The sequence below is a fragment of the Methylotuvimicrobium buryatense genome (genome assembly GCF_005931095.1).
GTDB lineage: Bacteria > Pseudomonadota > Gammaproteobacteria > Methylococcales > Methylomonadaceae > Methylotuvimicrobium > Methylotuvimicrobium buryatense.
Genome location: NZ_CP035467.1, coordinates 2,345,354 through 2,360,376 on the forward strand (window position 1 = coordinate 2,345,354; position 15,023 = coordinate 2,360,376).

A 15,023-nucleotide genomic window follows, 5' to 3' on the forward strand; every position below is an offset into this window, starting at 1 on the left:
GGATTTGGTCGAAAATAACTTCCCTATTTTATGGAAGGTTCGGTAGCTCGATTGGCGGTGTCGGCAACAGGGAAAGCCGACGTCAAGCCTGCACGGACGTATTCACGGCGTCCTCCTGTCAAGCGAGTTACCAAACCCTCAACAAAACTCATAGTTCCAGGAGGTTATTTATCACGAAATCCTTATAACTCGACAGTTGCCGAGGAACCAAAACCCACATTCGCACCGGCTACTTCATACGCCTAATGTCGAAATTTGAAGTGCGATAAGTATATGAGGTAAATAAGATTACCAGAATCAGTTACTTTCTATTCCTTTGGTTAAAAAATATGGAGCCTAAAATGTTCTCAGAACCCACCAATATGACTTCTAATAAATGTGATATATTTTCTAAAACGATAACGCGAAATTCTGCGTATATGTTTGGAAATCACCATTATCAATATTCTCGACCGGAAGCCGGATTCTGTTCAAGACAAAATGAAAATGAATTAATTTTCCATACACAGCCCTCCATATATACAGGTAATACTGAGAAAGAACAAAAACAAGTTCATATATTGCTGGTTGAAAAAAAACAAAATGACCGAATAGCTTATCTCCGTTCTTTAGATCAGAAGTATTTAGCGGATTTCGATTTAACAATATTAGAATGTGAATCGGGCTCTCAAGGACTGGCTAGTATAGAGAAATATTCGATCGATTGTATTTTGTTAGGAAATTCGATTTCCGACATGCATAAGTCGGAATTTTTATCTCGATTAAAACACATAAGAAAAGAATTAGCTCCTCCCATACTTAGCATTTCCGACAATAATGACTCGAATCAACAAGAGATTGAATTAGAATTCGGCGTCACTGATTTTTTGCAAAAGGATTCAAATGGACATTATTTGAATATATTACCCTTCTGCATTAAATATATATTAAGTCACCATTACACTTTAAAGCAAAAATATCGTACAGAAGCGATGTATGATTCTTTAATGGAGCGAATACAAGCCGTTTCATATGTAATTTCGCTTGGCGATGACGAGCGCTTTATTTATCTAAGTCCTAAGGCTGAAGAATTTGGAATTTCAACGGAATTATGGAAGATTGATGCGCAATCCCGTTTCGAAAGCATGCACGAAGAAGATAGAGGCAACATTGAAAGCTTTTTTCGTCAAAGCTGTCAGCAAAAACACCCCTTTTGTTGCGACTATCGGCTACGTTGTTCCGACGGCAAATTTCGCTGGTTCCATGATTCAGCAACTTTTGCGACAGACAGGCATAATCGAACCGTGTTTATGCAAGGCATTCTTATCGACATAACAAGAACTAAAAGCATGGAAGACGAGTTGACCTCACTTCGTTATTATATGGACACTCAGATTGCAGTTCGTACCGATGAAATGGTTAGACGACTTAAGGTTATCGAATCTTGTAACGAATCATTGAGCGATCAATTGGATGATCTTTATCAAACTAATTCTCAACTACAAGGTGATTTAGATCGCAATCGTGCCGCGATGAACGCATTGGATGCTGCAATTATTGTACTTAATGCAGATGGCTGGATTACCGATATGACGGTAGATGCGGCACGCTTAACCGGATGGGAATTAAATAGTTCAACTTTACATAAAGTGGATGAAGTACTGCAACTAAGCGGAGAAGATTTTCAATCGATCGAATATGCATTAATGACATGCATCGAAGCAGAAAAGAAAGAAGCTTATTTTAAGAAACTGTTGTTGAAATATTTGGATGGGCGTATGGTTTTTGTCGATTTAAAAATAACAGCTATTCTCGAAAATAATTTACTTAATGGTTTTATTTTAATGCTGACCCAACACGAAAACTGATACAGCCCTCTACTAAAAATGTGTTTTTTAAATCATTAATACTACTTCATTGTAATTGTTCACTCACCCTGCATCCAAAACAAGTTGTCGATTTGTCTTCCTCATTTAACAAAGGGGATTGAGGAGGATTTATTTAAAAATCTCCTCCCCTCTTTTTCAAAGAGGGGAGGCTGAATATTTACACTTCACTCTCCAAGAATTAAATTTTTGCTAAGTCCAAGAAAAAACATCATCAGCGTTATCCGGTTGATTTAACTCTTTCCGTAGGACGCCAACTTAAGGAAAAATGCGTAATTTCGTCAACGAATTTGAATAATCCAGTGCCATGGATGGCAATTCCTAGCTTCACATCCATACAACCTGGATATCATATCGAAAACCCATACCTATATGACGAATACTATCGCAAATGCGCCATAGAGCAAACACTAAACAGGCGCTTTTGAAGTTTAATCTATAGTAGCTGATTTTGCATCGCATAACGTACAAGTTCTGCTACATTCTTCATATCCATCTTTTCTAATATATGCGATTTATGCGTACTAACCGTTTTAACACTGATAAATAAACGGCCTGCAATTGTCATTGCATCCATACCCTGCACTAGCAGCATAAAAATTTCATGTTCTCTTTTGGAAAGCTGTTCTAAAGGAGACTTCTCTGCTTTACCTGAAAATAATGCACGCTCAGCTAGTCTAGGTTCAATATATTTACCTCCTGAAGCAACTTTGTTAATCGCTTCCAATAAAATCTCCGGCGAACAACTCTTCGTGACATACCCTTGAATCCCCGCATTAACCGCACGCATGACTAACTGTAAATCATCTAACATTGACAATACTAAAATCGGTAATTCCGGATAATATTTTCGAATTCTTCCAATCAAAGCCAATCCATTAATTCCGGGCATAGACATGTCAGTCATTAATATATTCGGAACATGTTTGTTGAGAAGACATAGTAATTCCTCGCCATCCTCAGCCTCGCCTATTAATTGAATATCGGGCGCTATATTTAATATTTCCTTGAGTCCGCTTCTTAAAATAGCATGATCGTCGGCTAGTATAATTTTAACCACTCTCTACCTCCTTTATAAAAAAACTCTTCTGTACTTGCTATGATAATAGTGTATCGATACATGTATTATAAATTTCGATAACCATTACGCGATTGATAATACGAGCTAAATTTAACAGTCCAATCCGTCCAATGTAATTGTTCAGATTCCCCCTCAAAAATGAGTATTTTCCCTGAAAAACTGCGGCAAGCCATTGATAGCTAGTTCTGTGGTCGCGAAAACCTGTACAATTCAGGTAGGGGGCTGAACGCTTACGAATAGTTACTCATTATTAGTTCTATGACGATTCGTTTTTACTTGAAATAGGGATAGTCAACATAGTACTGCATCCAAAACCCGGTTTAGTCTCTATAGTCAACGACCCTCCTAATGCAATCGCTCGCTCTTCCATACCGAGCAAACCGAAACATTTTTTATTCCGATCGACTCCTTCAAAATCAAAACCAATGCCATTGTCTCGAACTACTAAATAAATCAGATTATTAGTCGACCAAAACTGGATTGAGGCAGATGTCGCACAGGCATGTTTAGCGATGTTTGTTAACGATTCTTGCATAATACGGAAAAGCACCGTTACCTGCTCTTCGCTTAACTCGGGTATTTCTCCTTTTATCTGTAGCTCGCAATCAATTCCGAACATTTCTTCAAAATCGTCACGCAACCATTCAAGCGCCGCATCAAGTCCAATGTCGAGAACATTCGGGCGAATATGATCGACAGCATTTCGAGTGCACTCAATTGCTCGTTCGAGTATATCCATCATCTTGATTAATCTTGGCTCAAGTTCCGGAGCACTTGCCGCATACTGCATTTTCAATAGCCCGATATCGAATCGTAAAGCGCTTAAGAGCTGCCCTAAATCATCATGCAATTCTCTTGCAATATGCTTTTTTTCCGCCTCTCGCACCATTTCGGATTCAGCAGCAAATAAACGTAATTGCTTATGAGACTCGATCAACCGATCTTCTTTCTCTTTTATCTCAGTGATATCACGAATCACTACTAGTATAGTTATTTCATTATCGACGCCGTCATGTACCATATATGCTTGAAAAACTCGCCTTCCTATTTGATCTGCATCGTTCGTTTCAAAAACCAACTCTATGCGTTGCTGCGCACCGTTAATAATTCTGTCTATCGCATCGTTCCACAAACTAGCAACATGTTCGTCTCCCCATAATTCGATTACTTTTTGACCAATCAAACCAAAACCATTCCGTCTCAGGAAGGATGTCAGTGCTTTATTGGCAAAAAGTATTCTACCGGACGGCCCCACGCGAAGGATCATATCGGGTGAATGCTCGGTTATTGCACGATATTGGCGTTCGCGTTGACGAACAATATCGCCTGAAATTTTGGATTGGGTGACATCCAAAATCATCACCACAACGCCGGAGGAACCGATAAGTTTAGGATCTATCGGTGTCACGATCATCTTGCGCCAAGCAAACTGGTTCGAGCACGTCTCCGAAAACTCGTAGACAAATTGCGGCGCTTCTCCATGCAATACCTTGAAAATTCCGTTTCTTGCGTTGACATAGCCTGAAATGGGCATGTCAGTCAACTGAGGACAACCCGTAAGATGCTCCCCGCAAACAGCTTTAACATCGGAATATTTAGTACACGCGTGCTGGCATTTATAAAGCCAACTTCGATTGACGGCAACAATTGAACCATTTTTATCAAACAATCCAACCTGGGCTGGCAAAGCATCCAAAACAGTCTGTAGCAAACGAACTTGCTTCTGATATTGAATCGTACTCTGTCTCAACGTCTCGGTAATTGATTTTTGTTTGGTTATATTTCGTACGATGGTTACGATTCCAACTCGGTCACCGTTTTTACCAAGCCTAGGGAATTTGCGTATTTCAAGATAACGAGCCGCACCGTTCTTTTTTTTTATTTTACGTTCACCTCTCATCAAGCGTCCGTTTTTGAAAGCCATTTCGGTACTTTCCGAGCAATACTCGAATAGTAAACGCATATCATCGGATTGCGAGCTAACCGCTAACTGCCGTTCTGTTTTACCGTACCAGTCGGATTTATCATTTAATTGTGTAATCGCCAATCCTGCCCGATTTGCGATTTGACATTGACCTAGACCGTCATTTAGAAAAATACCGTCGGGAAATGTTTCGATCAGCGAGGTCAATTGCTCATTCTTTTCATTTAATTGGATTAACATAAGCCGGTTTGACGATATCGCGATATGGATAGACAATGCCATTAGCGCAGTCATCCACATAAAAAACATCAACGACTCTATAGACTGCGGTGTTTGATAGCCAAATATTACTAACGAAAAAAAAGATGCCGTAAATATGCATAAAACGACATCTCTTAATGAAAAACGCAACACAGCCCACGCAAGAGAAGGAAAAGTCGCCATGACGATTAGTCCTCTAAGCTCTTCTATTACCTTACTCGATACGATTAAACCCAAATATCCACAAATGAAAACCGTAAGATATAAAGTCCCGCGTAAAAAAAAGCCGTTTTTTGCAAAGACATAATGACTTTTATCCGTCCATGTCAAAACTAACGGGGTAAGTATTAAAACTCCAAGTGCATCTCCTGTCCACCACTTAAACCAATCATTAATATAGATTTCGGGAGATACGTCCGAATTCGAGTAATAGATAAAAAAAAGATTAATATTAGAAAATATCGCTGAACTTAATGCAGCGGAGGCTACTAATAACCATAAATCGTAAACTCGAAGCAATGCCGAATCAAAATTATGCTTATTTAGTAATGTAAAGCAAACCAGAACCCCCATTGAAGAACCAAGCCCTTCCATTGCCGCATAGCCAATACCTGCCCCCCTAATTATCGATGAAAAGCAAAATGCGCCGACAAAGGTTACAATCCAAGCAGAGTATCCCATTCGTATCATCGCTCCTAGTCCGATACCTGCAGCAGGCCAAAACGGTATACCATAAGAATTCATTGGATAGAGCAGTGTTATCGAAATTGCAAATATAAAGTATAAAAACGTATAAATGATACAAAGCGATAAATTTCGGATATTAGTCTTCTTATTCATAGAATATGACATCAATATTATTCCATATTTCTGCAAGTTTTAGATGTATTATTAAAAGAATTACAATCATATGAAACAGAATTAGCATATCAAAATAATCGTTGCAACAGGAGCAATGGTAATATTCAGTTACCCTCTTGAAAAAGACTACGACATATATAATACAGATTCCTTAACTGGCAAAGGTTATCAACGAGAAGCCCTCACCTCCGTAAGTCATATTAGATTTGGCGTAGTATTAACAGGCAAATAAACTTGAAACTTCGCGCCTTTTCCAGGTAGCGAAAATACATTAATAAATCCTTTGTGATCTTTAACGATCTTATAAGCAAGAGCCAATCCTAACCCGACCCCTTGCCCAACAGGCTTCGTTGAAAAAAAAGGATCGAATATTTTACTTTTAATCTCTTCGGGAATTCCTATCCCGTCATCCACAATCTCAACCCAAAGCCAATCATTACCCCAATACCCGGTATTGATAGTGATTGTTCCATGCTCCTCAATGGCCTGCGCCGCATTTATCAATAAATTCGTAAATACCTGGTTAATTTGATCCCCAACACAATAAATTGGCGATATACCATTGTAATTTTTTATGATAGTTGCTTTCTTTTGGAGTTCGTTTTGATATACATCTAGAACGACATCAATACCCGACTCTATATCATGCAGATGAACAGCCTCTTTTTCAAAACGCGAAAAATCGCATAACTTTTTGACAATGTTAGAAATTCGTTCAACTCCTTCACGGGATTCATCAACGATATTGATTAGATCCTGTTTGATAAAATCGAAATAAAGATCATTTTTAAGCTGTTTATACGCATTAAGATCCCGACAACCCTCTGAAAAACTCTCGATCATTCGCTCAGCCGACTCTAATATATTAAATATATCCTGATGATATTGTTTCAAACCGTTTATATTGGAATAAACATAACCCAACGGATTATTTAACTCATGCGCTATACCGGACACCAGTTTCCTTATGGAATCCATTTTTTCCATTTGATAAAACCAAATTTGATTTTTTAGTTTATTTTGTACACTCCTTAATTCCAATTGTGTCTTGACCCTTGAGAGAACGACAATTTTATTTATCGGTTCAAAGATATAATCGATGTTATCAATCTGCCAATCGATCAGATGATCTTCAAGCATGCTCGATTCAGTTAGTAAAATTACCGGTATATCCTGCAACTTAATACAAGACCGAAGATTCCGGATAATTTCGAACCCAAGCATGTCTTGAAGGCGATTTTTTAGAAAAATTAAGTCCGGAGGATCATCTTGGATCAAACGCAGCCCTAGCACGCCTGTTGCTGCGACTCGTATGTTATAGTCGTTACCTAACGTATCGAGCAGCATTCGCTGATTTGAAGGCCAGTCTTCTATTGCCACAATTTTAAAAGGGGATTGAACCATGACTTGTCCTCGTGTGGTTTTGCCTCAGTTTGGCATACCGTGCAGACACCAACTTAGCGCCTACCCTATGGTGCATTGACTGCATTATTCGTCAACTCGCATGTAGATTGCCGATATTCAAGTTACATAAATAAATGAGAAGCTAAGCATTGCCATACCTGGCACCGAATTCCGCAATCCTTAGTGAAACGTCCCGTTATTTTCTTAAGTTGGCACTTATGCCGTAGGCAGTTAGCTTTAAGCAACCTTGCTCATTGTCTCATACCCCTTTATTCCAAAGGCGCCTCTCGCTTTCCACTATAAAGCCGGCTATCTCAGATGCCCGAACCGGCCTACTAATAATGTAACCTTGAATATAATCACAGCCGTTATCGCGTAGCAGGTCGAATTGTTCAATCGTCTCGACGCCTTCGGCGACGACGCGCATGCCGAGATTATGCGCAACGGAAACGATAGCGCGTATGATTTCCAAATTACCGATATCGTCGGCCAGCCCGTCGACGAACGACTTATCGATCTTGAGCGCTTTCGACGGGAAACGCCTCAGATAGGAAAAAGACGAATAACCGGTACCGAAGTCGTCGATCGCTATCTGCACACCGTCATCGCTCAATGCCCGAAACACTTGCAGAGCTTGCTCCGGATCGTGCAACACCATGCTTTCGGTCACTTCGAGCTCCAGATATTTAGACTCGACGCCATACAACGACAAGGTTTTCATGACTCGAGTATAGATATCGTCGCGTCGACACTGTCCGGCCGACAAGTTGACCGAAACACGCAGCGGCGCCATGCCTTCAGCTCGCCACTGAGAGATTTGTCGGCACGACTCATCGATTACCCAGGCGCCGATATCGACGATCAGTCCGTATTCCTCGGCCAACGGAATAAAAAACCCCGGCGCGATCATGCCTTTTTCCGGATGCTGCCAACGAATCAATGCTTCGGCACTGCTAATACGACCCGTATGCAAATTGAGTTTGGGCTGATAATGCAATTCGAATTCGCGGTTTTCCAATGCTTGCCGTAGCGCATTACTGATTTCAAGGCGCATTTGCTGTGTTTTGTGCATGTCCCGACAGTAAAACGCAAAGCTGTTGCGTCCTTTTTCTTTCGCGCGATACATTGCCATATCGGCATTGCGTTGCAGCGTCAACGTATCGTCCCCATCGTCCGGAAATACCGTTATGCCGATGCTGGCACTCACCTGTATGCGTCGGTCGTCAATGTCGCAAGGTTGATCGATCGTTTCGAGTACGCGTTGCGCAACACCGTCGAGCTCCTCTCTGTCCCGAACATTTTCAAACATTAATACGAACTCATCTCCGCCGATATGCGCCAATTCGTCGAATGCGGGCAATAAGCCAAGTAAGCGTGTCGCAATCTCGCACAAGAAAGCATCGCCAATTCCGTGACTGAGCGTATCGTTGATATTTTTGAAATTATCGAGGTCGACAAACATGAGACCCACCATGGTGCGATTTAATCGAGCCCGCACTATCGCGTCGTCGAGACGTTCCAACAGCAAGGCTCGATTCGGCAAACGCGTCAGCTCATTATGTGTCGTTTGATAGGAAATCTGGCGTTCGAACTGTTTGCGTTGCGAGATATCCCGTACGACAGCGATCAACAAGCGGCCTTCGATCGAATCCAACAAGCCGAAATTAACTTCCCCCGGAAACGTGCCACCCTCTTTTTTTAAACATGAAATCTCACATAATGAAGAATCGATATTGTTGTCAGCACATCCGCACAAAAGTTGCGCCCGGTTTTCATGAAAAGGGCAAAAGGGAATCAGCGCAAACAAATCCATGCCGATCAGCTCGGCTCGCCCGTAACCGAACATTCGCGCAGCTTTAGTGTTGACCAGTGTGATTTTCCCATTGACTTCGGCAATCAACAACGCATCGGGCACGAAATTCAATAAATCTTGGAACATTCGATCGCTGAGATCGAGCGCATCTTGCGCCCGTTTGCGCTCGGAAATATTTCTGAGCACGATCAACGCGCCAGGCTCCCGGCTTTCCGGTAATTCGATCGGCACCGCGCAATCTTCGACCGCGACATCGCTGCCGTCGGGCCGGTGCAAAAACAACGGACATTCCCTATCGAAAAACGGTTCCGTAGAACAAAAACGCTCGAAAAAATTGACCTCAGAACAAGCGCTTTTGTCGTTGAACAACTGCACCATCTCGGAAAAAGACCGCCCGATCAACTCGTCACGACCCAGATTCAGTAGGTTAAACGTTGATCGATTACAATATTGGATGATGCCTTTGGCATCGACCGTGATAATCGCATCGCTCGTCATGTCTAGCGACGCTTCGGTGAACATGCTCAACGGTTTTTTAATGCAGCAGTTTACGCATTTTAGAAACCAACGCGGAGCGAAACTTTCTAAAGCTGTCATGTAGCGTCCCATATTCGTTCCTTACCCGCATATTTCATAATCTCAGGCGAAATGTCCGAAAGCGAAAGCACCGTTCCAACCGCCCCTAATTTGAGCGCCTCTTTAGGCATGCCGTAGATCACGCAACTTGCTTCGTCCTGAATCATTGTTTGCGCGCCGCATTCGTAGAGTTCTTTTAGCCCTCTGGCACCGTCATCGCCCATGCCGGTCATCAAAATACCCAGCGCGTTTTTTCCGGCAAATTTAGCCGCCGATCGAAATAACACATCGACCGAGGGACAGTGCCGGCACACGGGAGGCCCGTCGACGATTTCGACGTAATAAGCGCCGAAAGCGCGTTTGACAAGCATATGCTTTCCGCCGGGCGCAATCAAGGCCTTGCCCGGCATAATTCGATCGCCGTTGACGGCCTCCCGGACTTCGATTTGGCAAATGCCGTTCAAACGCGCCGCGAACGCTTCGGTAAATTTTGCCGGCATATGCTGCACGATCGCTAAACCCGGACAGGAAGAAGGCAATGTCGTCAAAACCTTTTCGAGTGCACGCGTACCGCCTGTCGATGCGCCGACGACCGCTATTCGCTCGGTCGCAGGAGCAGTCAAGCGGTCCGGCTTCGATAGAATGGCATCGGCATTTAATTTAGGACCGACCTCGATTGGGCACTTGCTTTCGTTCGGGCGGCTGTTCGATAAATTGATCACGCGCGCTTGCGAGGCTTCCTTTACCGCGTGAAGAACGCTGCCGGCTGCCGACGGAAGTCTTTCTCTAAGCCCCGCTCTAGGTTTCGTGACAAAATTGACCGCTCCGGCGGCCAACGCACGAATCGTCGCTTCCGCGCCTTTTTCTGTAAAAGCCGAACACATCACCACCGGAGTCGGACGATCGCTCATCAATTGTTTAAGAAAAACGATGCCGTCCATTCTGGGCATAACGATATCCAACACGATGACATCGGGCCATTGTCTTCGCATATGTCGCATCGCGAAGATCGGATCGGCGGCCGCGCCGATTACATCGATGCCGCGGTCTTCCGAAAGTATTTCAGTCAATATTTTTCGTACGAAAGCCGAATCGTCGACTACCATCACTTTGATAACCATCATCGCCTCATGAAAAATTACTCATTGATTAACGCCCAGACCACGCGGTTTTTTTTATCCGTGTATTCCTTATCGATTTACATCGTTTTGAAAGCAGCACCAGATATAGGCTTGCTACTTAATCCATGCAATAAGTCAACTCGAGTCCAAGTTTGTTATATCCGACCGATATTGCACACGACACATGCACCAACGGGAAGTTTCCTCTAGACCGGTTTGCGATAAATCGACGGCGCCACCAACGTCAAACCGCATTCGATATCGTTCAGCGTTTCGGAGTGACTGACAAAAAAATAGCCGCCGCTTCGTAGCGACGGCAATAGGTGCAAAACTACCTGGCGCTTGGTTTCTTGGTCGAAATAAATCAAAACATTACGTAAAAATATCACATCGAATACACCGAACTGCTCGCCGCATTTCGTCAGATTGTATTGACAAAATCGCACTCGATCGCGCAGTTTTTTTTCCATCAAAAGAGTCCCGGTTTTGCTGCCGTATCCTTTCAGACAATAGCGGTTCAAATAATATTTGGGAATTTCATTCGCTTTGTCCAATGAATAAACGCCTTTTCTCGCTGCACTCAACATGCGCATGCTCAGATCGCTCGCGATGACTTCCCAATTTGTATCGCCGAAAGCTTCGGATAACAGCATCGCCAACGTATAGGGTTCTTCTCCGCTCGAACAAGCCGCGCTCCAAACGCGAAACAACGCGCGATCGGACCATGAAGACAAAATATGTTGCGACAAAAAATCGAAATGCTTCGGCTCGCGAAAAAAATGCGTTTCATTGGTGGTCAACAAATCGACTGCCATTTGCAATTCTTTTTTTTGTTTCGGATCACTTAACAGCCGATAATATTCGGCGAAGCTGGACATACCGTAATAACGGAGGCGCTTCATCAAACGATTCGCAACCAGCGTCTTTTTCGCCGGCGACATTGAGATACCGGCAATCCGGTATATCAAATCGCGGAATCGGTCGAACTCGTGATCGTACAATATCGGTAAATTGCCGCCGCCATACCCGTTAATCGTTTCCGCTCTCATCTAAAACTATCCATAAAATCTCGCCCTTAGATGTCATATTGGCCAAAACCCTGAAGAAATACTATAGGCGCAAATTGATTTCGACATCGGAATAAACTGATACCGAAATCATCGAAACCGTAGTTTCGTATTGGCTGCTCGAAAGCCATGCCGTTCGCTCTCCTCATTATCGATTCAATACGCGATTTAACGCATTACGCAAATCATTTCGCGTAAACGGTTTGGCAAGCATTGCTTTGACGCCGACCAATGCGGCCGACTCGAGGTTGAAATCGGCACTTATCGATCTTCTTCCGCCGGAAATCGCAATGATTGGAATCGGGTAACCGCTTCTGTTCAAGTCCATAATGATTTCGATACCGTCTTTTTTCGGCAATAGAATATCGGTAATGATCAAATCGTGTTTTTTTTGCAATGCCAGCTTGAATCCTACTTCCCCATCAACGGCCAAATCGACTTTGTGAGAATCCGAAACCAGCATTTGTACGAGCATCGTACGAAACTGTTCGTCATCTTCAATAAGCAAAATATTCGCCACAAACCTCTCCTCAATATCTAACACACCCCACCATCAGCCGGAGGCCGCACGGGGCAAAAAAACCCGAAACTCCGTACCGGTGTCGCCACCGGTCGAGCGACTACCGACTTCAATCATCCCACCTAAACTCTTCACAATACCGTAAACGACCGAAAGCCCCAGACCGCTACCGCCGCTCGGCGCTTTTGTCGTAAAAAAAGGATCGAAAATTTGTTTTTGGATTTCAGGTGGCATGCCCGAACCGGTATCGGCAACCAATAAATAGATATTGTTGTTACAATGTTTCGAAAAATCACCGGCGATATGTCCTCTCGCCAAGCCTACCTCAATATCGATACGTCCGCCGCGCGGCATCATCGATTCCGCGGCATTGATACACAAATTCATGATGAGTTGTTGAATCTGTCCCGGATCTGCCATGACGCAAAGGTGTTCATCCATTATCGAGAAATTTATTTGTATACACGCATCCAGCGTTACCGACAACATGGTCAACGCTTCTCGTATGGGATCGGCAATATCCAGCAATATGGGTGTAGCCGGTATTTGGCGTGCAAAAGAAAGCATCCGCACTACTAAATCATGCGCCCGACTACAGGCAATCGAAATTTGCCGAATGTTCTCCTGTCCTTGCCTTGAATCGGCAAGCAAATCGCCGGTCATCTCTGCGAAACCGATGATACTGCCGATAATGTTGTTGAAATCGTGCGCGATACCGGCTGCCAACGTACCGATCGCCTCCAGCTTATTTGATTGCAGAAGCCGTTCGTTAACAAAGGCCTCGTATCTTTGTTCAATTTGCTCGCGAAATGCCAAACCGTAAGCCATCGACATCTCGAGCAACGGCTTGGATAAACGATGCACGACTTTTCCTATAGGCGTTTCGAAATCTCTATGGCTAAGTTGAATCAAAGCCTCGTCATGCAAACCGACGACTTCATCCGGTGAAATCGCATTCCTCGCCAATTCGCGCCCCAATTCGAAGGCCTCGGTCAAATAATCCTCCGCGATGTAGTTGTCCTTTGCGTTAATAAAGCCATCCAATATTCGAACATAGCGTTCCAATGCGGATTTGTCGGAATCATAGGGTAACGAACTAGGCATCATGACGATAAATCAACATTGATGCGTCGTCTCGGCCCGATGCCCAACGCGCCAATGCTTGTTCGGCTGTTACACGAGAATTAGACTCATTATGTTCAAACAATTCGCGTAACGGTAAATATTCCGCAAAGCCATCGGAATACATGGTCAGCCAATCAAATTTCGTCAACGTGAAGACTTCAGGCGCTAAATAATCGTATCCGGCGCCTATAATTCCGCATGCCCCGGATAAACGTTTCTCCGCATCACCGTTCAAAATAACAGTCCGGACATTGCCGACCGACGCGTGAACCATTCGTCCGGTATCCAACTCTATGGAAGCTACGCATAATGCGGCGCCGCGTGTATCGCGCAGTTGTTCGTCGCATTCTCCGAATAATCGTTCGAGCGGCCAATCAACGCGCGACCCGATAATACACAATGCTTTTTCGGCTGCGCTCGCGGCATGCGATCCATGGCCTAATCCATCCGCCAGTGCCAGCACGATTCGACGGTTATTAGTCCAAATTCTACAACTGTCTCCGCAAACCCGCTCGCCCGGACACGGGCGAGTCGCATAACCGGCGGTACAAGCATCGTCGTGTATTGATTTTTCGGTCATTTACTCTTCCTTGCAACGACACAGGTACCGATACCGATCTGCGTTTTGATTTCGATGTGCTCCATTAATCGCATGACACCCGGCAAACCGCAGCCCAATCCCCCAACCGTGCTAAATCCGTCGGTTAATGCGAGATTAATGTCGGCGATTCCTGGACCATTATCCTTTGCAACCAATGTAATCCAGCGACCATCGGCGGCTATTTCGGCTTCGAAATAGCCGCCGCCGGCATGTATCAACAAATTAGTTGTTAATTCCACCACCGCCGTCGCAATGTAACAAACCGCTATACGACCGAAACCGGCCTGCGTCGCCAAGGCTCGTGTCTGTCGCATTGCATCGGCGATATCTGATTCAATGACGATAATCGTACGTACAACGCCATTCGATACAGTCGATTCTTTTAGCATAAACCGCTTTCTCTTTGCATCGTAATCGAAACTCGCGTCAACCCCGGACGCGATTCGATCGAAAAGCCGTCGATCAGCCGACGCGTACCCGGCAAACCGGCGCCCAACCCGCCATTCGTACTGTAACCATCCTGCATGGCTAGAGCTATATCGGGGATACCGGGACCGTTATCTTGAAAAACAATATGCAAAATCACCGACTCGGTACTAGAAATATCCGTCACTTCGCAAACGCCACTACCGGCATTCTGTATGATATTGCGCGCCAGTTCCGACACGGCGGTGGCTAGGCGCGTCTGATCCGCACTGCCGAACCCCATCGAAGCCGCTATAGTGCGAACTTCGCTTCTAGCCCTGACGATATCGGACGAAGCCTCGATCGAAATTGATTTTTCGAAATGAGGTTTGGCCATGA

At 44.1% G+C, this 15,023-nt stretch carries 12 protein-coding genes; 1 reads left to right on the forward strand and 11 read right to left on the reverse strand.

Translation table 11 applies throughout. The annotated features are described in order from the left end of the window. The first annotated feature begins 341 nt into the window (after positions 1-341). Entirely contained in the window at positions 342-1,847 is a 1,506-nt protein-coding gene (locus EQU24_RS10550) for a PAS domain S-box protein (RefSeq protein ID WP_186005676.1), read from the forward strand. A 454-nt stretch (positions 1,848-2,301) separates the two neighbouring features. Here EQU24_RS10550 and EQU24_RS10555 read toward each other — a convergent pair whose 3' ends face one another. The 11 genes from EQU24_RS10555 to EQU24_RS10605 form a co-directional block, all read right to left on the reverse strand. Further along, positions 2,302-2,925 carry a response regulator transcription factor gene (locus tag EQU24_RS10555; RefSeq protein ID WP_017839540.1) on the reverse strand — a complete coding sequence of 208 codons (624 nt, stop codon included), beginning with the start codon at positions 2,923-2,925 and terminating at the stop codon, positions 2,302-2,304. 277 nt (positions 2,926-3,202) lie between these two features. Further along, entirely contained in the window at positions 3,203-5,971 is a 2,769-nt protein-coding gene (locus EQU24_RS10560) for a PAS domain S-box protein (RefSeq protein ID WP_175421676.1), read from the reverse strand. 216 nt (positions 5,972-6,187) lie between these two features. Further along, positions 6,188-7,396: a sensor histidine kinase gene (locus EQU24_RS10565; protein ID WP_017839538.1), complete on the reverse strand. Its 1,209-nt coding sequence runs from the start codon at positions 7,394-7,396 to the stop codon at positions 6,188-6,190. A 259-nt stretch (positions 7,397-7,655) separates the two neighbouring features. Next, positions 7,656-9,806 carry a sensor domain-containing protein gene (locus EQU24_RS10570; RefSeq protein ID WP_175421677.1) on the reverse strand — a complete coding sequence of 717 codons (2,151 nt, stop codon included), beginning with the start codon at positions 9,804-9,806 and terminating at the stop codon, positions 7,656-7,658. Then, positions 9,803-10,909, reverse strand: coding sequence for a protein-glutamate methylesterase/protein-glutamine glutaminase (locus EQU24_RS10575; protein WP_026130029.1), 1,107 nt, complete (start codon positions 10,907-10,909; stop codon positions 9,803-9,805). The genes EQU24_RS10570 and EQU24_RS10575 overlap by 4 nt, the downstream gene beginning before the upstream one ends. A gap of 203 nt (positions 10,910-11,112) precedes the next feature. Then, positions 11,113-11,955 (reverse strand): CheR family methyltransferase, encoded by an 843-nt coding sequence (locus tag EQU24_RS10580; RefSeq protein WP_017839535.1) that lies wholly within the window; start codon positions 11,953-11,955, stop codon positions 11,113-11,115. Between the two features lie 166 nt (positions 11,956-12,121). Continuing rightward, positions 12,122-12,493, reverse strand: coding sequence for a response regulator (locus EQU24_RS10585; protein WP_017839534.1), 372 nt, complete (start codon positions 12,491-12,493; stop codon positions 12,122-12,124). Positions 12,494-12,526: 33 nt separating this feature from the next. After that, a complete protein-coding gene (locus tag EQU24_RS10590) occupies positions 12,527-13,600 on the reverse strand; it encodes a sensor histidine kinase (protein ID WP_017839533.1) in 1,074 nt (357 codons plus the stop codon). Further along, on the reverse strand, positions 13,590-14,198 hold the full coding sequence (locus tag EQU24_RS10595; protein WP_017839532.1) for a SpoIIE family protein phosphatase: 609 nt from the start codon (positions 14,196-14,198) through the stop codon (positions 13,590-13,592). The genes EQU24_RS10590 and EQU24_RS10595 overlap by 11 nt, the downstream gene beginning before the upstream one ends. Then, on the reverse strand, positions 14,195-14,608 hold the full coding sequence (locus tag EQU24_RS10600) for an ATP-binding protein (RefSeq protein ID WP_017839531.1): 414 nt from the start codon (positions 14,606-14,608) through the stop codon (positions 14,195-14,197). Before EQU24_RS10600 ends, EQU24_RS10595 begins: the two co-directional genes overlap by 4 nt. Next, positions 14,602-15,021 carry an anti-sigma regulatory factor gene (locus EQU24_RS10605; protein ID WP_017839530.1) on the reverse strand — a complete coding sequence of 140 codons (420 nt, stop codon included), beginning with the start codon at positions 15,019-15,021 and terminating at the stop codon, positions 14,602-14,604. The genes EQU24_RS10600 and EQU24_RS10605 overlap by 7 nt, the downstream gene beginning before the upstream one ends. Positions 15,022-15,023: the final 2 nt, after the last annotated feature.